This window comes from Maribellus sp. YY47, assembly GCF_023111095.1.
In the GTDB taxonomy this organism is placed as follows: Bacteria; Bacteroidota; Bacteroidia; order Bacteroidales; family Prolixibacteraceae; genus Draconibacterium.
On sequence record NZ_JALGYW010000012.1, the window covers coordinates 1 to 21,992 of the forward strand.

Sequence of the window (21,992 nt, forward strand, 5' to 3'; positions counted from 1 at the left end):
TTTTCCGGCCACTACTTTGTTTTCGTCGTACCATTTAAACGCCAGCGGATTTCTTGATTCCGGCCCTTCGTATTTAATTTGGTCAATTCCTTTGAAATACTCTTTGTTTCCTTTTAAAACTTCCATTTTTATATATTTTGATTGTGAATAATTAATTGATTGCTTTAGTCAATATTGTTTTCCAGTTTTCGTAAGCTTCGGAGTATTGGTTGATTTTCGAAGTGTCGGGTTCTACTACTTCCAAACGCTTCAGGTTGGAGAAAGCTTCTTCAAATGATTTATAGTAACCCGAGCCAATACCAGCTCCGCGCGCTGCACCAACCGATCCGTCGGTGTTATACAATTCAATAGTGGCTCCGGAAATTCCAGCAAGCGTATTTCTGAAAATTGGACTTAAAAACATATTCGCTTTTCCTGCACGGATGACCGAGGCATGAATTCCAATGTTCTCCATGATCTCCATTCCATATTTGAACGAAAACGCTATGCCTTCCTGTGCAGCGCGTAACAGGTGGCTTTTGCTGTGACGGTTAAAGTCAATTCCGGAAAACTGCGAACCGATATTTCTGTTCTGCAATACACGCTCAGCCCCGTTCCCAAACGGGAGAATTGACAATCCATCGGCGCCAATAGCTACCTGGGAAGCCAGTTCGTTCATTTCTTCGTACGAAAGGTTTTCTCCGACCATTCTTTTTAGCCAGGCATTTAAAATACCGGTTCCGTTGATGCAGAGCAGAACACCCAAACGCGGATCTTTACCGGTATGATTTACATGGGCAAAAGTATTTACCCGCGATTTTGGATCGAATTTTATTTCGTCGCTTACTCCGTAAACCACACCTGAAGTACCTGCAGTGGTTGCAATTTCGCCGGGATTCAGCACGTTGAGCGAAAGAGCATTGTTGGGTTGGTCACCGGCCCGGTAGCTTATTTTTGTTTTAGTTGAAAGCCCCAGTTCTTTTGCTGCTTTTTCAGAAACCTGACCGGAAACAGCGAATGTGGGGACAATCTCCGGGATTATTTCAGATGAAAATCCATAGTTTTCGAATAGCAGATTGGCAAGTGAGTTTTCATGGAAATTCCACATGATCCCCTCGGAAAGACCGCTGACTGTGGTTTGTGGCAGTCCGGTTAATTTCATGGCGATATAATCGCCCGGTAACATGATCTTGTAGACTTTGTCAAATAATTCCGGTTCGTTTTCTTTTACCCACTTTAGTTTCGATGCGGTAAAATTACCGGGAGAATTCAGCAGCTTGGTTAAGCAACGTTGCTCACCAATTTCAGAAAATGCTTTATCGCCATAGGCAGCGGCGCGGCTGTCGCACCAGATAATGGAAGGCCGGATGACTTCCAGGTTTTTGTCGACCATCAACAAACCATGCATTTGGTACGAAATGCCAATTGATTCAATATCTTCAGGAGAAACTTTTGAGAGAGATAACACTTCTGCCAAAGCCAGTTTCAGGTTTTCCCACCAAAGTTCGGGGGCCTGTTCTGCCCACCCTGATTGGAGGGCCGTAATTTTCATTTCCTGTTTTGGATAATAAGCGCTGGCAACCAGGTTGCCTTTTTCTCCTTCAATAAGCGAAACTTTTACCGATGAGCTTCCAATATCGAATCCTAATAAGTGCATCATAATAATGGTTCTAATTATACAAACTAATCCAATCTGTTCTGTTCTGTTTGCAAGCAAATTTACATTCTATTATTTGGCTTTCAAAACGAGAAAAAAATGTTTTATAACATCTTACATTAAGAAGGGTAATTGATGTACTGACGGAACTATAAAATGTACTGATCTCCTAAATGTCACAAAAATCTAAAGCTTTTTATACCATTAATTCAAACTAACAGAGTAAACAGCATTCTCATTTTTATGATAGATTTAGGAGCATGCTCCTAACTGAAACCGTCACCGTTAATTAGCGCATCAAACGAGGAACGGTAAAAAGATACCCCAACATACTTCAAAAAAATATACCGAATTTTCAATTTTACTGGTAACGAGCAGGTACTATTTATGCAAAAAGAAACTCTTACTCAAACTGCCACCAGTCGAACTTGAACAACTCACCCTCAGCTCCCTTAAATACCAGGCAGAGATCGTGAATGCCAGTGACTGTTTTAACTTTACCCTTCACGATTATCCACTTTTGCCATCCACCCGTGTTTTTCACATCAATGGTACCCAGCAACTCGCCATTTGGATTGCCCACCCGAACTTCGATTTGCCCACCATGTGATCCCGACGCCACATTAGCCGCAAATTTTTTAGCACCTTTTCCAAAATCGACACTGCGCACCGTCAGATAGTCGTCGTTCTCAATTTTGGTTACATAAACACCGGTCTGACTATTACCCTCAGTTTTCAAACCTTTGCTCCAGGCAATGGTTTCGGCTTCAACTTTTTTGAAAGGATTCAAATTGACAACACTTTTTGTAACTGCTGCTTTGGTTGGGGTGATGAGCGGAATGCTGCCATCGGCATTGTAGCTGAATTGCTCCACACATACCGAGCGCTTAAAGCCCTGGCCTTTCGACAAATTCTGGTCGTGATAGAAAATATATGAATTCCCGTTAAAATCGATGATTCCCGCGTGGTTGGTAAAAGCCAGATGATCAGCCCGTTTCATGATGTGGCCACGATAGGTCCAAGGCCCTTCCGCCGTTGGCGCAGTCGAATAAGAAATGTACTCCGGAATACCTTCGGCGGCATAAATCATGTAAAACAGGTTGTTGCGTTTGTAAAACCAAGGCCCTTCCGTATAAGTTGTACCGGGTTTTCCGTCTCGGCCCGCCTTAGACCCAAATGCTTCGGCGGTCATCTCGACTGAAACGATTTCATTATCGCCAACAGATTTATCGTACGAAACCATGTCATCGTTCAACTTCACATACCACAAAGCGGGATTTCCCCAATACAAATACGCTTGTCCGTTATCGTCGATTGCAACCGTTGGGTCAATGTCTTGCCAAATATGGTCACTGTCAACCAGTCGCTTTCCAATCGGGTCATGGAATGGTCCGGTTGGCGAATCGGCAACCAATACCGAAATACCTTCTCCGTGAATAGGCACATATAAGTAAAACTTACCGTTTCGCTCAATACACTGTGGCGCCCAGGCACCGTTGGCTTTGCTCATCCAGGTAAAGTTTTTGAGCGAAGCCACAGCGCCGTGATCAGTCCAGTTCACCATATCTTTCGACGAATAGCAACGCCAGTCATACATAGTAAAAAAGTTGTTTACCGTAGAATCTTCGTCGTGCGAAGTGTACAGGAAAACAGTGCCGTCGTATACCATGGGCGCGGGGTCGGCTGTAAAATACGTTTGAATGATGGGGTTTTGGGCGTTTATGGAAAGTGCAGCACAAACTGCCGCGCCAATCAGTGAAATTTTACGATATATGGTCATGACTTTTCTCTTTATTCTGACTTTATAACTAAATGATTACATGAAATTTCAATACAATAAATCCTAAAAAAACAGGTATAAGCTCCATAACAAATCCGATGGAGTTCAATAATCTATTCCAAATTCTTCTTTTCAACCGTCCAAACCGTTGATTTAGAAAGCCCGCATGGATTTCCGGTAAACATTTTTCCGGCTTCCTTGTCGCCTTTCAACTGCCATTTGTACCAAGCCGTTGCAACTTTGGCAAATTCGCCGCCATGAGGTTGAGCATAAGTACCTCCATGACCTACATCCATATTTGCCACAAATACGGGAACGTGATTGATGCGTTTGAAGTCGTCCATACCATTGTTGTATGCGATATCTTTTTCGCCACCAAGCAGATAAAGTGTTGGAGTGTGCAATTTTCCCAAGTGGTCTTTCGACAATGCTGGCATACCCGGAAAACCGCCGCCATTACCAATGATACCACTGTTGCAAACCACTGCGGTAGTTATGCGTGGATCGGGAGCAACTTCGAGGGTTTGCAAACCGCCGCACGACATGCCGCTGACTGCAATTTTCGAAACATCGATTTTACCGTAAAGCTGACTGTCTTCGTTACTGTTTTGAGCAATGGCCCAGTCGATAGCATCAATCAGTTGCGACGAAGCTGAACGGCCACCGCCGCGTTCGCCTTCCTGAGGCATTGGGCCAATAGCAATGACCAAAAAACCGTGCGAAGCCACTTCGGACAAGAAATTGATGTGCTCCCAAGGCGAATTGGCACAGGCCCCGTTCCCCCAGACGATGATTGGCATCTTGGTTTTCATTCCCAATACATCTAAATCTTTGGGACGGAAAATGGTGTGAGTGGTCAGCGACGTGTCGGTATACATAATGGCCGAATAAGCGCCGGTGCCGCCGTCTTCAACAACCCGTGTTGTTACTTTTTGAGAAGTGCCAGCTTCCTGGGCCGACAATACTTGCTGAAAACCGATTCCGGTTAACACGCAAAATGCAAGGCTAATTATTATCTTTTTCATCTGCTTAATCTTTTAAATTATTATGCCAATCCCTCTTATATTCGCGCGAATACAATAAAGATTTGTTCATGTCATTTCGTTTTTTGAAGAATTTGCTCATTTCATATAAATTGACGCTAATTAGATGTTTACTAAACGTCGTTCATCAAATTTATTCGGTCGTGTTTAATCTCATTTTAGTTTTTAGATACAGGACATTCGAAATTGAACAGAATTTATCTAATCAGATATTATTCCTTAAGTATTATTAAGGCGCGAAGATTAAACTGAAAATTATGCCATTACAAAGCCTCACTCAGATTACGTCCTCTCTTTCAATAACATAAATTCAATTCCGGACATCAATCCATTTAGTTCAGCGAGTCCTTTTAACCGGCCAATCAGAGGGTACCCGGGATTATATGCATGGTTGTAATCATCCAGTATTTTTATACCGTGATCAGGTCGTACCGGCATTTTATAATCTGATCTTCCCATTTCAATCCTTCTTTTTTGCTCCCCTAACAGTGCAAACATTATCTTCATCATATTCTGTGAGCCGGATAAATGACCCGATTCATAAAAACTGCCATCTTCGAGTAACTGAGTATTTCGCAAATGAACAAAATGAATTCGATCCCGGGTCTTTTCAATAATTTCAATGAGATCATTCTCTTTTCTTGCCGACAGTGACCCCGCACAAAAGGTTATACCGTTGCTGGATGATCCATTGGCTTGGAACAGCCATTCGTAATCGCTTAACTGACCAATAATACGTGGCAATCCCAATATTGGGAACGGAGGGTCATCGGGATGAATAGCCAGTTTTACCCCGGCTTCTTCAGCTACCGGGATAACATCATCAAGAAAAGCTTTTAGGTTAGCGCGCAGTTCTGCTTTCCCAATATTTCTGTATCGGTCGATAAACTCCAGAAACTTTCCTTTTGGATCAGAAACAGAACCGTCGATTACTCCATCGATAAAACCTTGTGTAACCACGATGATATTGTAGGCTAACTCTTCAGCTTCCGACTCGCTCATCCGTTCGTAAATCCGCTTTGCGTTATCAACCAGTTCGGCAGAATAATCGCTGGCAGCATTCGGACGCTTTAATATAAAAACATCGAAAGCAACAAAGGTTGGAAAATCGAAATACATCGACTCTCCGCCGCTATTTAACCTGAAATGGAGATTGGTGCGCGCCCAGTCCAAAACCGGCATAAAATTGTAGCAAATGGTATCGATGCCGCATTGGCCCAGGTTACGAACAGACTGCTGGTAATTGCGAATTAACCGACCGCGGTCATCTGAACAAATTTTAATTCCTTCAGAAACCGGGAGGCTTTCAACCACACTCCATCTCATTCCTTTTTGCTCGATGGAGTTTTTAACTTTCATGATTTCATCAACCGGCCAAACCTCTCCGTTTGGGATGTGATGTAACGCAGTTACAACCCCTTCCACTCCCATTTGGCGCAAATCGTCCAACTTTATCGGATCTTTTTCGCCAAACCATCTCCAAGTTTTTTCTAAAGCCATTTTCTGTTATACGAATTTCATGAAAATCAAAAGTAATTTATAATGAACATGTTTCTACAATCACAACTTTTGTAACAATAGAAACATGCTTTTGACCGGATTAAAAACCGACTTTTTAAACTCCGCTAAAAGAACTAAATCCCCCGTCGACCGGGAGAATTACCCCTGTAATGAACGATGCGGCATCAGAACACAAAAATTGCACTGCACCGTTAAGCTCTTTTATGTCGCCAAAGCGGCGCATGGGAGTTCGGGCCAAAACTTTTTTGCTTCGTTCAGTATAAGATCCGTCCGGATTTATCAAAACATTCCGGTTCTGATCACCAATGAAAAATCCGGGAGCAATAGCATTCACCCTTATCTTTTCGCTGAACTTTGTAGCCATTTCCATGGCCATCCATTGGGTAAATATATTAATTGCCGACTTTGCAGTAGAATAACCTAAAACTCTTGTTATGGCAGAATAAGTAGCCATCGACGAAATAGTAATAATACTCCCCTCGCCTTTTTCTGCCATCGATTCGCCAAAAACGAGGCTCGGGTATACCGTGCCGTTCATATTCAAATCATTGACTTTTTCGAAGTCTTCAATTTTCATATCAAAAACCGTTTGAGTCTCGGCTAAAGTAGCTCCCGGAAGGTTTCCCCCGGCAGCGTTAACCAGGATATCCACTTTCCCCCATTTCTCCAGGATAGTATCACGAGTCTGCTTTAATTCATCCACGCTTAAAACACTTGAAACAAATCCCAACGCTTCTCCTCCAAGCTTCTGAAGTTCTTCAACCCGTGTTTTCACATTCTCTTCCCGAATATCGAGTATAGCCACTTTTACGCCTGCTTCAACCAAACTGCGTGCAATGCTTCCTCCCAAAACACCGCCACCGCCGGTTACAACTGCCACCTTACCTTCTAAACTGAACATTTCTACTGTTGATTAAATTTATTCGTCGGAACCATCTATGGTTATTATGTTTCCACTTTCGTCATACTTCATTTCCACCACTTTCATGCTTCGTAACCAGGTTTTCCCACCCGAAGGTACGCTGTCGTGATGAAATAAATACCACTTCCCTTTAAATTCAACGATTGAATGATGGGTTGTCCAGCCAACTACCGGAGTAAGGATCACACCACGGTATGTAAATGGTCCGTAGGGATTGTCTCCAACGGCGTAGCACAACCGATGTGTATTCCCGGTAGAATAAGAGAAATAATATTTTCCCTGGTATTTGTGCATCCACGAAGCTTCGAAAAAGCGCCGGTCGTGATCGGATGCTTTTAGCACATCACCATTCTCATCCAGTATCACCACTTCTTTGGGTTCTTCACCAAACTCAAGCATGTTGTCGTTTAGTTTTACCACGCGCGATGGCAAAGCTGGTTCATAGTCTTTCGGTTCATGCCCACATTCTATTGCTTTATTGTTGCGGTAACGTTGTAATTGTCCGCCCCATAACCCGCCGAAATACATATAAAATGCCCCATCTTCATCTTCGAAAACACAAGGATCGATTGAATAACTGCCTTTCATCGGAGCGTCCTGCGGCACAAATAGTCCTTCAGGCTTATCGCTGACGGCTACTCCAATACGGAAAATGTCGGTTTTATCTTTTAACGGAAAATAGAGGTAATACTTTCCGTTTTTGCAAGCGCAGTCGGAGTCCCACAACTGGCGCCCCGCCCACGGGATGTCTTTTACATCCAAAGCAACGCCGTGATCAGTAACCTCCCCTTCAATGTCTTCCATCGAGAAAACATGGTAATCGCGCATATCGAAATGATCTCCAAGATCGTTCTCCGGAATTCCCGATTCAACATCATGCGACGGATATATAAAAAGCTTTCCGTTAAATACATGTACCGCAGGATCAGCGGTATACATATGCTCTACAAGGTATCTCTTTTTCATCATCAAATTCAAAAATTAAATCCCAACTACAGGCGATACAAATATTGATCACCTGTAGCGGGATACCTATCCTACTTAAAATCAATGATTTTATTTTTTAGCTTCTTCAATCAACTTATTCACGATTGATTTTGGCTGATATTTCCGATCAAAAAGCAGCGGATAATCAGTACGCCCACGAACCGGGAAATTATTTTTCCACGAAGTACCGTCTGACACACCCCAAAGTGTAACGCGCGAAACAGCATCAGAATGTTTCAGGAATAACCGGAAGAAATCGAGCATACGATTATTCCATTCCTCCATTTTTTCTTCCGGAACTCCTTCGGTATACGGATTTAACTTTTGCTGGTATTCGAAATTGGTGCCGATATCTGCACCAACGTTCCGATGAGCGCTCGGTAAAATGGACATATCAAGTTCTGTTACCATGACTTTCATTCCTTCGTTGGCATAAGCAACAATGGCGGCCTCGTATTCATCGAGAGAAGGCCCGTCCATTCCGATGTGTCCCTGCATCCCAATTCCATCAATTCGAATGCCGTCGGCTTTTAAATCGCGAACCAATTGAACAATAGCGTCGCGTTTACCAGGGAACCATTCGTTGTAATCGTTGTAATACAACTCGGCATCAGGATCGGCTTCGTGTGCAAACTGAAAGGCCAGTTTAATAAAGTCTTCACCAACTATGCGATAGAATTTACTATTCCTGAAGCTCCCATCTTCCATTATTGCCTCGTTCACCACATCCCAGCCTTTTATTCGGCCTTTGTATCTGCCCACCACTGTGTAAATGTGTTTTTTCATGCGTTCAATCATCACTTCGCGCGATACATCGTTGCCTTCGCTGTCGGTAAAAAACCAGCGTGGAGCCTGAGAGTGCCATATCAAACAGTGACCGGTAATAAACTTATCATTTTTCTCACCAAATTCGACAAATTGGTCAGCCAGCGAAAAATCAAACTCGTCTTCATTTCGTTGTATTTCGCCGCTTTTCATACAGTTTTCGGCAACTATTGCACTAAACTGATCTTTTATTACCTGAACAGCAGCAGTATCGCGGCCGGTAATTTGCCATGCATTCATTGCCGTGCCAATGTAAAACTTGCCTTCAAAAGCATCTTTCAAGGTTACCTTCTTTTCCTGTTGGGCGTTTGTACACGAAATTCCTACAGAAAAAAGAATCGCTGCAATAGCGAGGTATGTACTTCTTTTCTTCATTTTTATTGATTTTATTGATTTTAGTTCAATCTGCGTAGCTCCAGTTCTCTTTGTATTTGCACTTCTTTTCTTTTATTGATTTCATAGAAAAACAAGAGTACCACTCCTATCAGGAATGGGATGGCGGGGTAAATACTCACCAGCAGCTTTGCGCCTTGCGCAACACTTTCCGGCTGAACAATTGCTTGCCCGGCATCTACTGAATCTTTCGCGATATACCCGTATAAACCCAGAATCCAGGTAACAATGGCACCTCCGATTGCCAAACCGGCTTTTAAACCCACCATCATTGCTGAGAAAATTATGGCGGTAGCGCGGCGGTTATTTTTCCATTCTGAAAAATCTGCCACATCTGCAATCATCGCCCACAAAATCGGGGTGGTAATTCCGTAGAAAAACATGTGAAGAATTTGTGCCCCGTACATTAGCCTGACGTCTTCGGGCTTGAAGAAAATAAAGATCAGAACAAACATTGTTGCGATAAATAAAGAGACCCCAAAGATATCGCGTTTTCCAAACTTGTCAGCCAGCTTGCTTGAGATGGCAATACCAACCATCGAAAAAATAATTCCCGCGGCATTAAACAATCCAAAACCTGCCGAGGCCAGATCTGACTCAAAAAAGTTTAATCCGAGTTTTGACAGAAAGTTCAAGATGGGTTGAATAAATTCCTGCAGCGAAGCTTCGTCAACATAATTATTAAAATAATATACGTAGGAGCCACCTTTCATGGCCAGTGTAATAAAAATCAAAACTGTCAGTGTAAGCATTATTATCCATGGCCGATTTCGAAATAAGTCGCTCAAGTCTTCCTTTAAACTCGATTTTTGTTCCGGCTTTGGAATAATACGTTCGCGTGTTGTAGCAAAAGTAATCAGCAAAAGAATGGATCCGATAATTGCCATCCAGGTCATAACGGATTCGATTCCGGCGGCCTTGTCACCTTTTCCAACAAATAGAATAATGGGCAGCATAAACACCTGCACAAAAAACTGTGCAAACATTACTGCAGCAAAACGGTACGATGACAAACTGTTTCGTTCCGACATATCGCCGGTAAGCACTCCGCTTAATGCTGAATAAGGTAAATTACTTGCTGCATAAGCCAATAACAATAAGGTATAAGTTCCTGCTGCATAAATCAGCTTTCCTTTGTATGAAAAGTTGGGTGTAGTAAAAGCCAGCAGGGCAATTACTCCCAACGGAATGGCCGTAAACAATATCCAAGGGCGGAATTTTCCCCATTTGGAACGGGTTCTGTCGGCAACAGCTCCAACAATCGGATTGAACAAAAAGGCAGCCACCAGACCAACAGTAAGCATAATTACCGAGGCGTGCTCATTTTTCAGTCCGTAAATATCGGTGTAAAAAAATGCCAGAAAAGTAACCAGGGTTTGAAACACAAGGTTGGCAGCAAGGTCTCCCAGGCTATATCCTATTTTTTCCAGTACAGAAACTTTCTGTGAAGTAGTATTCATGTGAGTAGTCTTTATTTTTATTTCAATTATTCTTCTGTTGTAAATGGGGATGCCGGCAGTCCTTCCTTGTTTTTGAGGTTGGCTCCCACGGGATTATCATCCCAGGCATACCGCACGTTTTTGGGATTGGGCACACTGTCGCTCCAAACCTTAACTGTATTTTTGCTCATCACCACAGCTTTTGCCCAAACAAACCGGCCATCGGCACCGGCAATCTGAAATCCTTCCAATAAGCTATTGGCAAACAGGCCTTTCCCTACTGAGGTGAATGAGATAATAATGCTGCCATCCTGTATATTCACTGATTCGTATAACGGGCCTGAACTGACAACCGAACTATTGCCATACGCAACTCTTTCGGCTTCCAATGCCAAACGCCGGGCAACTTCTTTTTTATTTATAGGATGAATATCGTTCCACTCGCCAATGTCGAAAGCTACAGCCATCCCGGTATTAGGCAACTCGAGCGCCCTGCGCTGTGCATCTCGGGTTTCGGCCCATCCACTATTTACAGGTTGTTTATTCGGAACTCCAAGATTAGCCAACTGCACAAACAAAAACGGTAATTTGGGCTTGTTCAATTGAACACGCCAATCCTGAATCAGGTCTTTGAACAACTGTCGGTATTCAAATCCCCTGCCGGCATTGGTTTCTCCCTGGTACCAGATAACGCCTTTTATGGCATAATTTTTTATTGGATTGATTAGTGAATTATATAAACCACCGGGACGGAACGAAAGACCTCCAAAACCAAACGGAGGATTCAATTCTGCCCCGATATGATAATGCCAGTCTCCGGTAAGATCGATCACATTCTGGCCAATTCTTACTTCATACGGCTTTTCTTCCACAAAGCCACCTCTACCGCCATTACTGAATACCCGAACCATCACTTTGTTTTTCCCTGGTTTTAACAAACCTTCCGGAATGGTATAAATGCGTGGCGGATACTGGTAGGTAATATTTCCGACAAAAGTCCCGTTTACAAAAGCCGAATCGCTGTCGATAATGCGTCCCAAACGCAAAATGGCTTCTTGCCCGGCCAGTGATTCGGGCAAGTCAAATTCTTTGTAAAACCAAAGCGAACCGTTTCTCAGGTTGACACCTTTATCAGACCAGTAACCAGGAAGCGAAATTGTTGGCCATCCGGAAACATCCACATCGTCTTTCGACCACTTACCCGTTCCGGGATCGTTCTTATTCACTTCTTCGTTCCAGTTAAAAGGCTTGGGTTCACCTTCTTTTTTTATTCGTTCGGCCCGCATTGAATCCATCCTGGCGCCCCTGGCCAGCCATTCATCAAGAAAGGGGGTTACTTTTTCTGTACTCAACCAGGCTTCAGCCGGCGATCCGCCAATGGCGGTGCTGATTATGCCCACAGGAACCTGCTGCTGCCGGTAAATATCATCGGCAAAAAACCAGGCCACTGCCGAAAATTCCATGATGTTTGCCTGCGTTGCGGGCAACCAGGTTCCATCCGGATAATTTGTCTGTTCTTCTTCAGCATTTTCGCGTGTAGAAGAGCGGAAAAAGCGAATTTTATCGTTGTCGATTTTTCGGATCTCATCGGCATAAAGATCCATGACGCGCCTTATCTGAAGCTCCATGTTCGACTGCCCTGAGGCCAGCCACACATCACCGGCAAGAATATCGGTCAGCTCGATGTCATTAATTTTCATCGTATAGGGTCCGCCGGCCTTAACAGCAGGTATTTCTACCTTCCAGTTTCCCGACTTATCAGCTTTTGTTTGATAGCTTTCGCCCAAAAACTCCACGTTCACTTTCTCTGATCGATCGGCCCAACCCCAAATGGTTAAAGGCACATCGCGCTGCAAAACCATTCCGTTGCTCACCAAACGAGGCAGTTTAACCTCGGCTTCCGCGCGAAAAGGCAAAGCCGCCAGTTGCAGGAAAATGAATAAGCCGATGAATGAAAAATATCGTTTCATACTATTGTTTTTTAAGTTTACTCTGAGGCGCTCCCAGGTAGCTGGGTTGCAACCCTCCGGTGTCAATCAGTACTTTTTGCAATACAATTCCCGGTTCGAGCACCCGAATTCGCAAGCGGTGCAAACCGGCATTTTTTATCTCGTGTTTCGTTGAGGTTGTTATAATCCGGGTAGCCTGCCATTTGCCTAATTCCCCTCTATATGCACCATTCATATTCACAACTTGTTCTTCGCCGCCATCAAACGAAATAGCATAACGTAATCCTTTGTTGGCATTGAAATTCAGCGTTGGTGAAGTCAATACCTCCACATCAAAAGTTCCTGTGGTTTTAAATTCTATGTTGTATTCGAGGTAAACCGAATCGTTTTCTACAGGATATTTATTTTGTGGAAAAGTTGTCATTCCCGAAACGGTTTTACCAAGGTCAGGAATCTCTTCCCAGTGAATTTCATCCGAACCGTTTGCTATTTGGAAATTGGCAGCTTCAATTGAAACATAGCCGTCGGCTTCTTCAAAAACCAACTCAGAATTCGGAACTTCGGGCACCACCAGGCGCGCAACATCCGGCATTTTCGCACGCCGCGGTTCCTGCCAGTAGGTGTAGCCAATTCGGATCTGGTCCATCATGTGATTCCATTTCCCGTTGGCAATGTGCTGGTTGTAATGCACCGTAAACAGCGAATCGCGTTTGAAGCATGCTTCCACCACACCGGCCCAATAGTTGGCTTCGGGATCGTTTCTATCTGCCAGTTGATGATTTTTAGCCACCGCATAATACATTTCATACAAATTGCAGGTCGCGTTCGTCGGGAAAAGCACCAACTGGTCGAAAGCGTCTTTGTACTCATTCGGAATAAAATTATACAGGCGCAAAGCATCCAGAGCCAGGTCGCGGTAATCGTTGCGAACCCGCTCAAATTCATTGTAATTCTCCAGGCTATAAGTTTGCGCATTCAGCAATTCAGGGGTAACCCGGTGATTGTATTTGGTATACAGGTTGAGAATACGGGCAGCTTCTGCTGAATATTCCTTGCCAAACTGTTGGGCACACCAATCTTCGGTATACTGATAAAGATTTTGCGAGTTGAATTTTGTTGGATCCCAGGCCATATCGAGGAAAAAGCTGATCGGGAATTCCATCAGTTTGAGGTCGCCCACGTTCAAAACCCAGATACGATCCACTCCGTGACTCCAGGTCAGGTTCAGCTGCTCCCAAATCCGTTGAATCTGGCTGACATTGATCCATTTGGAGTTCCTCGGTCCTCCCACATAATCCACATGATAATAGATTCCGTAGCCACCTTCACGGGCAGGGGCATTCACATCGGGCAATTTGCGAACATCGCCCCAGTTATCGTCGCAAAGCAACAGAGTAACATCATCCGGAACACGCATTCCTTTATCGTAATAATCCTGAACTTCCTTGTACAGCGCCCAAACCTGCGGCGTTTCCGAAGCCGGTTTGCCGGTTACTTTCTGAATGATTTCGCGCTGGTCGTTAACAATGTTTTCCAATAACAAAATATTGGTCCCTTCTTCCATAGCTTCATCGCCGTCGCCACGCATCGCAATGGTTACAACCGTTTCATAATCTTTGTTGCGCTCCATTCCCTTTTGCCAGAAATCCTTCAAAACGTCGGCATTTTGGCTGTAATTCCAGGGTCCGGAACCGTACCTGCGCCATTCTTCCTGCGCGCGTCCCAGCGGTTCGTGATGCGAAGTACTCATTACAATTCCCAGTTTATCGGCAAGAGAACCATTTTCAGGATCATCGTCGTAAAAAGCTTTCCCCCACATGGCCGGCCAGAGGAAATTACCTCGCAGCCTTAATATCAATTCGAACACGTGCGAATAAAACTGGTGATTGATCCCGCCAAATTTTTCGCGTGCCCAGCCTCCGAGAGCTGGTTCTTCATCGTTCAGAAAAATGCCGCGGTATTTAACTTTGGGGCTTTCGGTTACAAAGCGGCCCGATTTTACATAAACTGCCTCTTTCTTTTTAACCGGAACATCGGCCCACCAGTACCAGGGTGAAACCCCCATGTCGCAAGACAGGTTCAGCATGGCATAAATGGTTCCGCGTTTATCGCTGCCGGCCAAAACCAGCGCTTTGTCGACACCGGGGAAAGGTTGGTCAACTACCTGGGTTAAACTTCTCTCCCACTGTCCCTGAATATCTGAGATATCAATTTTATTTTCTTTGATGAGTTGATCAATCCACTTATTTTTTCCAATTGTTCCGACCAGGATTACTTCTTTTGAATCGGGCAGTTCGGAATGGAAAATTTCCGGAACCTGCCCAGTAACCCGCTCAACGTCGCCGGCAAACCAATCAGCAACCATTGCAACCCCGGGGAATTCATTCTGATCGAGTACAACAGGTACTGTTTTTCCGTTCTCGAAAACAGGAAAACTACCGGCCGCTTTTTCATCAGAAACACATTTATCAGCGTATTGCGCCGATGCCAGAAAAGGTAGAAAAACGGCCAGCTGCAACAAGTTATACAGCCGGAGGTTTTTCTTCAATATTTTAAGAATTGATGGATACATTTTGTTATTGTTACTTATCGTTTCCCCACGATTCGGTCCATTTGGCATAATCAACTTCCGGGAATGGATGAACCGCCACATTGGTGTTAACAGTAGCATCTCCCAGCAAAAACTTATCGACGAATGCCTCCACCTCGGGACGCTGTACATCGGGTAACTGACAGTGCGGATGGTTGGCCACAATCGAGAATCCAAAGCGATCGGGAATACCAAAGGTTTCCCAAACACGTTTTGCTGCCTGGCACGAAACGTAGCCCGACTCATCAGCCAGCCACTCGTAATCGGGATTTCCGAGACACAGCAAGGCACGCGGAGCCACCATCGCCATCAGTTCGTGATGATCAAAAGGAAGCTTGTCCACATCGTTGGCAAACTGAAACAGGCTTTCCATAAACCAAACATGGCTGGTTTTGCCCAGTGTTTCAACATTCCCAAGGGTTTCCGAAACACGCCACGCAGCAGCTCCTCCTCCTCCCGATTCCTGGGCAATTGTCAAGGCAATCCGTTCGTCGAAAGCGCCGGCATAAAGCGCCATTTTCCCGGCAAACGAGCAGCCGGTTATAGCCATGTGTTTTAAATCGATGGGCAGTTCGTCTTGAACCAGCTCCAAACCGTCGATCAAACGACTGACCCCCCACGACCAGGCAGCATAGGCTCCCATATCGCAGAGCTCAGGATAAAGCCGGTTAATTGGTTCGTTTCCACGCGTTTGTTGCCAGGCCATCACCTGACCAAAGTTGTACGGTATCTGAGCGATGTTTCTGCTGCTGAAAATGTCAGACGGCAGACTGCCACTTCCCCTTCCAACGCCGATTACAGCGGGGAACGGACCTTCGCCTTCGGGCAAAATTACTGCAGAAGTCAGGGTCAGCGTTTTCCCGTTGACGGTGATGTTAACAATGAGCGTATCATTTATGTAAGTGGCAGTAATATCATTCGGACGTTCGGGTTTTAGCCCGATTTCATAATGCTGAATTTCGGCTGCAATTTCATTGCGTCGCCGGCTCCAATCGCTGAATTTTGTTGAGCGGCCGCTTCCGTCGGACCACGCAAACGGATCGGGCAGTTCCTTTATTTCCGGTAATTGATCCAAAGTTGGTAAAACCGGTGCAGCAAAATTGGCACCTCTGTTTTCAACGTCATATACATGCGGAACCTTCTGGGCAAAGAGATTAACCGGTGCAATAATTATAAAAAGCAGAAATACACTCATTCTTAGTTTCATCTCACAGTTTTTTTGGTTTATTATGATTTCGGTTGTTTTCTAATTTCTAATTCAAATATCTATTGCACTTTTATTTACTTTTTATCTCGCATTGCCCCAAACGATGATTAAAGCAATAAGAAACAAGATTAAACCCAGGGTTTTCTTTTTGTATGTAGTTTTAAATGTCATAAAAAAGAAAATTCACTCAATAACAAATAATCCGTAAAAACTATAGACAATGAGATGATATACAATAACCGCATTTTTCTAAATCAGAAAAAAAAGAAAGAAAACAGATAACAATCTCTATCGTTACTTAGAAAAAATCTGGCGTGTATATTAACTGATTTTATACAAGTCTGTTTTATACCGGTTTAGATTAATTTATTCTTTTTTCCTATCAGTAAATTATTGCTGATATGCGTTTATTCAAAAATAAGGGATGCCGACCTTCATCGCTTCCAATATTGAATATTTGAGTTTCATTTTTGAACACAAAGCCCGTTATGTCAGTCGAAATACAGGAGTTCAAGTCTCTATTTTTTTCTCTTTCGAATGAAAAAGAGACTGTTTTTTTCAAAACAGCCTCTCACAAATTTATGAAATCCAGCATCAGTTGTTTTCACCAGACAAGCCATCGGCAAAACCAGCATATGCGGGCTTCCTGTCATACCCTTCTGTCCATAAACCGATTGGCTCTCCGGCTCTCCATGAAGACTCTACCGGACTATCCAGCGGACTCCAGACCGTGATGCCATAACGTTGAGTTGCCGGAATAAGCTCGAAATATTTCTGTACAACGTACTTATACATTTCGGCTTGTGCCTGGTAGTCTTCTTCTGTTGCTTCCGAAGTTGTTTTTCCAATACCTATATCCAACTCAGATATTTTAATCAGCTTACCTGTTGCCGCAAGCAATTCAAACATTTGTGCAATCTTTTCTTTATCTGAACCGGTCGAGATGTGCATTTGTGTGCCAATGCCATCAACGGTTGCTCCCTCGCTTTCGAGATAAGCCACGTACTGAATCAATCCCTTGCATTTATCGAGGTTGTACTCCAGGTTATAGTCGTTTATAAAGAGTTTGTCATCGGCGTTTCCGTACTGGCGGGCCAGCTTAAAAGCCACCACCGCATAGTCTTTGCCAAGGTAGTCTTGCCAATAAAATTCATCGGCAGCCATATCTGTTTTTCCAACACCAGTTTTTATTTCGTACGGGTTGCCATCATCCATTGGTTCATTCACCACGTCCCATGCTTTTACATAGTCTTTTGAAACCTTCATCATTCCTGCAATCCAGTTATCCAATGCCCAGAGAAGGGTATCTGCTTTCTCTTCGGGTGTCAGTGGGATTGTATTTCCCGACTCCTCGATCTCCCATACAATATCATCAAAATAATACGTATTGGCTTCTTTAAAAACAGCAAGATTAAAAGCTATGGTGTTCATACCATTTGCGCCTGCCTGTTGAGCTGAAATGATTCCTGAATTTGTATATTCCTTCCATTCGGTAGTAACTGCCGGACTACCAACCATAGACCAATGTATATAGCCTCCTGGATTATTATGCGACTGAGATTCGATAGTAGCTGGTTTATCGGCTTTAACCTTCATGCTAAACCTATAAGCCTGACCTTCCAAGAGTTGCTGAGGTGCTTTTACAAAGAACTGGGTATCCCATGATTCATTAGGACTATCTCCCGATTTAACCACAATTGCTCTTCCCACACCATCTGCTCCTGTACCATCGGCACCAATTGTAGCGGGATTGGGTCCAACTCTTATCTCTGTTGCGAAAAAGCTGGAAACATCATCACTTTCTACATCGCTGTTGGTTATCAGGTTTGTCCACCACGTAGCCGGTCCTGCTGCGAGTGTTTCAACCGCAAAGGTATAAGCATGCCATCCTGGTTTTTGCCATCCGCTTAGATTTGTGTCATCAAAAGCTCCATTTTCAATTAAATTCTCTTCAGAACCACTTGCGGTAAGAACCATGTCATCAAAATAAAGATCACCAGCAAATGTTCCGAAACAAAATTGCAATCTGGTAGCATCCATAGTCGGTGTAAATGTTACGCTAGCATCGCTCCAGCTTTCGCCAAACGCTATGTCCGGACCGTAATTTGTTGACGAACCATTAGTTCGCCAAAAGCCCACGGTAAATGGGCTTGAGGCTTTTGCACGCATTTTTAATGTATATTCCACTCCCTGTGTTAACGGAGTAGGCAGAACGTATTCAAGCTGCCAATCCCAGATGTTGGTCTTCGCTTCGGGTGTAGTAGCATGCAAAGCGTTGTTGGCATCATTAGGATCAATTTCAATTTCCTTATCAGCAATAATACTATTCAGGTATGTTGCATTTTGGTTGGCATGCCACGCCAGAGTATGACCGTATATGGTAATTCCGGCGTTTTTGGCGGTTGCAATAAACTGCTTTACCCTTCCGGTATCAAGCTTACCGTTATCTTGAACAACAGCGCCATGTTTCATCTCCCAACCAGCGGTCATTTCATCAAAATTTGATGTAATGTGGCTATACACTGCGCCCTGTTTGTTATATGCATCGACCGATACTCCTGCTCCCAATTTAAAATTGGGATCGTTAGTACGATTTATGTATGATTTTAATACATCATAGTCATTTAGATATTCCAACCCGGCAATACTTTCGGGCTTATTTACTTTATAATCGAGCAAACTGTCATCAGTACAGGCGACAATTGTAAGTAAAGCAACTGCCCCGAGCCATAACTTATTTAAATATCTCATTTTCATCTTCATTTAAACGTTTAGTCAAATTTGTAGGAAGGAGAGAATGTTTCCATAGTCACACCTCTGTCTCTCAATACTAAGGTATCAAGAGTGGTAACACTTACAGTTTGAATATCAATGCTGTCTTTATGCTTATAGTTGATCTCAACCTCATATCCTATCTGATAAGATAAATACAAAGCATCGCGATCTTTGTTGCCCCAGCTGTTCTTCTCTCCTTTGCTCACATACTGGCCACTTCCGGTAGCTGTTATATTATATATCCGACAAGTATCACTAAGATTATATTCGGTTTCAGAAGGAGAAATAGTACATGCATTCTCGTCATTAAAATTCAACTTTAGTTTAATCCCCAAGTCCTGATTAATCTGGCTTTTATAGTTCAACGGAAGCGATACCCCTGACAAAGAAAGAGTAGTTAGTTTCTTTAGCTCATCATCCTCAACATAATTAGCATGACGTGTATTAGTTGTAGTTTCTCCATCATCCGTAATAGCATCTTTGCCTCGACGCAAATAATTTGCATGATATGGATTAATAAACTTTACACAATACAATACATAATCCTTTGGAAGAACATTCCAGTCGGAATTGGCTCCCCTGCGAGCATTATTAAATAAAGGATCTCCTGAAAGAATGGAATCTGCATTGACCACATTTGTCATCTTTAAAGGAATTACATAGGTATTATTCAGAGATTTATTATCTGCAAAAAAAGCTTCAGTCAACTGAACCTCTATTCCTCCCTGAAGTGATTTGCTCAAGGTAATCTGATCAGCATCTATAGAATAGTAATTTGAAGGCATTGCTAGCACCGGAGAAGCAAATTCACTATCATAATACAAATTATCACAGATTGAATTATCTACCTCGAAATCAATAGTTATGTCCTTATTATTCGAATACAATCCCGCCACAGTAGCATATATCATACACTTGTGCTCATTATCCAATGTATTATCGAAGATATCCTCACCTAATACAATTGTTCTTACCGGATATTGATAAGGGAAATAAACTGCACTAAAATCGTAATCAGGAAAATCAACTTCTTGATTCTCACACGACGACATAAGAAGTGCAAAAAATCCGGCTGACAATATCAATAAAAATTTAAACTGTTTCATATCTTTCAATATTTTTCATTTTATTAATCAGGAAATTACCAACCCGCATTTTGCTCGAGGTTGCTCCATTTCTGTATTTCATTATAAGGAATCGGCCCATGGTACATGTAATCCTTATAATTTCTGCTTTCAACATCAATTCTGTTGTAAATTAAATTACCACCAGAACTTTCAATTTTCATCCCGGCTGCGGTTTCATTTAAAGTTGTCAAATTAACATCCCAGCGACGTAAATCCCAGAAACGCTTGTTTTCGAAACACAATTCCAATCTACGCTCGTTCCGAATAAGCTCCCTCATCTTCTCTGTATCTCCTTTAACTGATTCAAGATATGCATCGTTGTTACTGATTCCGATACCGGCCCTTTGGCGAATGGCTTTAATCACATCATAAGCAGAATAAGAGTTTCCTCCAGTTCCGGTAGGCCCCCAGGCTTCGTTTGCAGCTTCAGCATATGCCAGGAATATTTCCGTATAACGAATACGGGCTGTGTAATGCTTTTGCTGAGTATTGTATTGTGAATTTGGATTACAATCGCTTCGTAAAAGCTTACGTAAATAATAACCGGTGCGTGTAGATCTGCCACTTTCCCGGTTAATTGCATCCTTGTTATTGCCATATGCACCAGTAATAACTACAGCACTGTTAGGACCTTGTTTGCTACCATTTACTACAATGTAGTTGGCCAAACGCGGATCGCGGTTTTCATAGGGGTTGGCAGGATCGTAGTTACTTGCAGGATCAGTAATCGGATATCCATTAAGTGCAGGAAAAGCATCGACCAGGTTTTGTGTCGGGTTTACCCTTCCTTTTCCATCCTGCTCTGGAGGAAAGTTATCTCCTTCCAAACTATTACTTTGACCAATATCACTTCTCCATATTATTTCAGCCGGAGTAGTTCCTGATTCAAGATTGTCAACTTCGCTTTTAACGTACCAAACACCGCCTTTTCCGGCTAAGCCGGCAGGCCCTCCAATGCGGTCAAGCACCGAGGCCGCATGATTCGCTGCATCTTCCCAGCTAACTGTACTCCCCGAACTATACGAAGGACTTGCAGCAAGTAAAGCAACCTGAGCACGGACGGCTTCAACAATCCGTCCCGATATCCGGCCACGTATATGTTTACCGTTAGCCCTGTTATAATTACTGGCCTGGGTTACTCCCATTGCTACGTATTTAGCGGGAATCTCAGAGTCTGATACATCATTATAATCCAAAGGTAAAAGCTCTATTGCTTTTTCGGCATCGGCTAAAATCTGATCGACACATTGCTGGAAAGTATTACGTGGCAAGTTAAAGTCGGAGTCCTTTGTTTCGGGATCGGTAATAATAGGAACCCCCAACAACTCACCTCCGTTGGTCCAACCGGCATGTGCCATCAACAGGTAGTACATATGAAGTGCGCGTAAACCATAAGCTTCCCCTTTTATACGATCGTTATATATAGCGCGTATAGCCTTATCATTACTCCAAACTACCGAGTCAGCATTTTGAAGAAAAAGGTTAATGTATTGTATCGCATTCCTTCGGCCCTGCCATTGCGACGTCGGATCATTCTCCGCAGACCATGATCCGGTGGCCATTCTCAGGTAGTTGTTTGCAATATCATTAGTCACTGCATCATCTGTTGCCAAATCACTATTAGGCGTTGATGAATAAGGTAAAAGAATGTAAGCATTTGCCAATACGCCTTGCGCATAACTAGGTTCACCATACATTGCATCAAGTTCCCTGTTATTTTCCAATGCAGGTTCAAACAGATCATCGCAACTTGTAAACAAGAATATAAGAACCGCAAATTTTATTATATTTTTCATAA

Annotated in this window: 14 protein-coding genes; all 14 read right to left on the reverse strand. The window is 43.2% G+C overall.

The features are described from left to right. Positions 1 to 151 precede the first annotated feature (151 nt). Positions 152 to 1,639 carry an FGGY family carbohydrate kinase gene (locus MR764_RS11245; protein WP_247979513.1) on the reverse strand — a complete coding sequence of 496 codons (1,488 nt, stop codon included), beginning with the start codon at positions 1,637 to 1,639 and terminating at the stop codon, positions 152 to 154. 400 nt (positions 1,640 to 2,039) lie between these two features. Further along, positions 2,040 to 3,416, reverse strand: a complete 1,377-nt coding sequence (locus MR764_RS11250) for a glycoside hydrolase family 43 protein (RefSeq protein ID WP_247979514.1) — start codon at positions 3,414 to 3,416, stop codon at positions 2,040 to 2,042. A gap of 113 nt (positions 3,417 to 3,529) precedes the next feature. Next, positions 3,530 to 4,441: a hypothetical protein gene (locus MR764_RS11255; protein ID WP_247979515.1), complete on the reverse strand. Its 912-nt coding sequence runs from the start codon at positions 4,439 to 4,441 to the stop codon at positions 3,530 to 3,532. A 300-nt stretch (positions 4,442 to 4,741) separates the two neighbouring features. Beyond that, positions 4,742 to 5,959 carry a mannonate dehydratase gene (uxuA, locus tag MR764_RS11260; RefSeq protein WP_247979516.1) on the reverse strand — a complete coding sequence of 406 codons (1,218 nt, stop codon included), beginning with the start codon at positions 5,957 to 5,959 and terminating at the stop codon, positions 4,742 to 4,744. A 115-nt stretch (positions 5,960 to 6,074) separates the two neighbouring features. Next, a complete protein-coding gene (locus tag MR764_RS11265; protein ID WP_247979517.1) occupies positions 6,075 to 6,881 on the reverse strand; it encodes an SDR family oxidoreductase in 807 nt (268 codons plus the stop codon). An 18-nt stretch (positions 6,882 to 6,899) separates the two neighbouring features. After that, the gene (locus MR764_RS11270) at positions 6,900 to 7,871 is read right to left on the reverse strand and encodes a glycoside hydrolase family 43 protein (RefSeq protein WP_247979518.1); all 972 of its coding nucleotides are present in this window, start codon (positions 7,869 to 7,871) and stop codon (positions 6,900 to 6,902) included. A gap of 87 nt (positions 7,872 to 7,958) precedes the next feature. After that, positions 7,959 to 9,089: an endo-1,4-beta-xylanase gene (locus MR764_RS11275; RefSeq protein WP_247979519.1), complete on the reverse strand. Its 1,131-nt coding sequence runs from the start codon at positions 9,087 to 9,089 to the stop codon at positions 7,959 to 7,961. A 20-nt stretch (positions 9,090 to 9,109) separates the two neighbouring features. Further along, positions 9,110 to 10,567: a glycoside-pentoside-hexuronide (GPH):cation symporter gene (locus MR764_RS11280; protein ID WP_247979520.1), complete on the reverse strand. Its 1,458-nt coding sequence runs from the start codon at positions 10,565 to 10,567 to the stop codon at positions 9,110 to 9,112. A 26-nt stretch (positions 10,568 to 10,593) separates the two neighbouring features. Continuing rightward, positions 10,594 to 12,516, reverse strand: coding sequence for a sialate O-acetylesterase (locus MR764_RS11285; protein ID WP_247979521.1), 1,923 nt, complete (start codon positions 12,514 to 12,516; stop codon positions 10,594 to 10,596). Between the two features lies 1 nt (position 12,517). Next, positions 12,518 to 15,043: a glycosyl hydrolase 115 family protein gene (locus tag MR764_RS11290; protein WP_247979522.1), complete on the reverse strand. Its 2,526-nt coding sequence runs from the start codon at positions 15,041 to 15,043 to the stop codon at positions 12,518 to 12,520. Between the two features lie 34 nt (positions 15,044 to 15,077). Continuing rightward, positions 15,078 to 16,292 carry a dockerin-like protein gene (locus MR764_RS11295; protein WP_247979523.1) on the reverse strand — a complete coding sequence of 405 codons (1,215 nt, stop codon included), beginning with the start codon at positions 16,290 to 16,292 and terminating at the stop codon, positions 15,078 to 15,080. 594 nt (positions 16,293 to 16,886) lie between these two features. After that, positions 16,887 to 19,043: an endo-1,4-beta-xylanase gene (locus tag MR764_RS11300; protein WP_247979524.1), complete on the reverse strand. Its 2,157-nt coding sequence runs from the start codon at positions 19,041 to 19,043 to the stop codon at positions 16,887 to 16,889. Between the two features lie 20 nt (positions 19,044 to 19,063). After that, positions 19,064 to 20,173 (reverse strand): DUF5627 domain-containing protein, encoded by a 1,110-nt coding sequence (locus tag MR764_RS11305; RefSeq protein ID WP_247979525.1) that lies wholly within the window; start codon positions 20,171 to 20,173, stop codon positions 19,064 to 19,066. A gap of 35 nt (positions 20,174 to 20,208) precedes the next feature. Continuing rightward, complete coding sequence (locus MR764_RS11310) at positions 20,209 to 21,990, reverse strand: RagB/SusD family nutrient uptake outer membrane protein (protein ID WP_247979526.1); 1,782 nt, start codon at positions 21,988 to 21,990, stop codon at positions 20,209 to 20,211. Positions 21,991 to 21,992: the final 2 nt, after the last annotated feature.

What these genes read in the sequence shown, in the direction of transcription:
- MR764_RS11245 (WP_247979513.1), bottom strand. Translation starts at nt 1,639, where the DNA reads ATGATGCACTTATTAGGATTCGATATTGGAAGCTCATCGGTAAAAGTT.
- MR764_RS11250 (WP_247979514.1), bottom strand. Translation starts at nt 3,416, where the DNA reads ATGACCATATATCGTAAAATTTCACTGATTGGCGCGGCAGTTTGTGCT.
- MR764_RS11255 (WP_247979515.1), bottom strand. Translation starts at nt 4,441, where the DNA reads ATGAAAAAGATAATAATTAGCCTTGCATTTTGCGTGTTAACCGGAATC.
- uxuA (WP_247979516.1), bottom strand. Translation starts at nt 5,959, where the DNA reads ATGGCTTTAGAAAAAACTTGGAGATGGTTTGGCGAAAAAGATCCGATA.
- MR764_RS11265 (WP_247979517.1), bottom strand. Translation starts at nt 6,881, where the DNA reads ATGTTCAGTTTAGAAGGTAAGGTGGCAGTTGTAACCGGCGGTGGCGGT.
- MR764_RS11270 (WP_247979518.1), bottom strand. Translation starts at nt 7,871, where the DNA reads ATGATGAAAAAGAGATACCTTGTAGAGCATATGTATACCGCTGATCCT.
- MR764_RS11275 (WP_247979519.1), bottom strand. Translation starts at nt 9,089, where the DNA reads ATGAAGAAAAGAAGTACATACCTCGCTATTGCAGCGATTCTTTTTTCT.
- MR764_RS11280 (WP_247979520.1), bottom strand. Translation starts at nt 10,567, where the DNA reads ATGAATACTACTTCACAGAAAGTTTCTGTACTGGAAAAAATAGGATAT.
- MR764_RS11285 (WP_247979521.1), bottom strand. Translation starts at nt 12,516, where the DNA reads ATGAAACGATATTTTTCATTCATCGGCTTATTCATTTTCCTGCAACTG.
- MR764_RS11295 (WP_247979523.1), bottom strand. Translation starts at nt 16,292, where the DNA reads ATGAAACTAAGAATGAGTGTATTTCTGCTTTTTATAATTATTGCACCG.
- MR764_RS11300 (WP_247979524.1), bottom strand. Translation starts at nt 19,043, where the DNA reads ATGAGATATTTAAATAAGTTATGGCTCGGGGCAGTTGCTTTACTTACA.
- MR764_RS11305 (WP_247979525.1), bottom strand. Translation starts at nt 20,173, where the DNA reads ATGAAACAGTTTAAATTTTTATTGATATTGTCAGCCGGATTTTTTGCA.
- MR764_RS11310 (WP_247979526.1), bottom strand. Translation starts at nt 21,990, where the DNA reads ATGAAAAATATAATAAAATTTGCGGTTCTTATATTCTTGTTTACAAGT.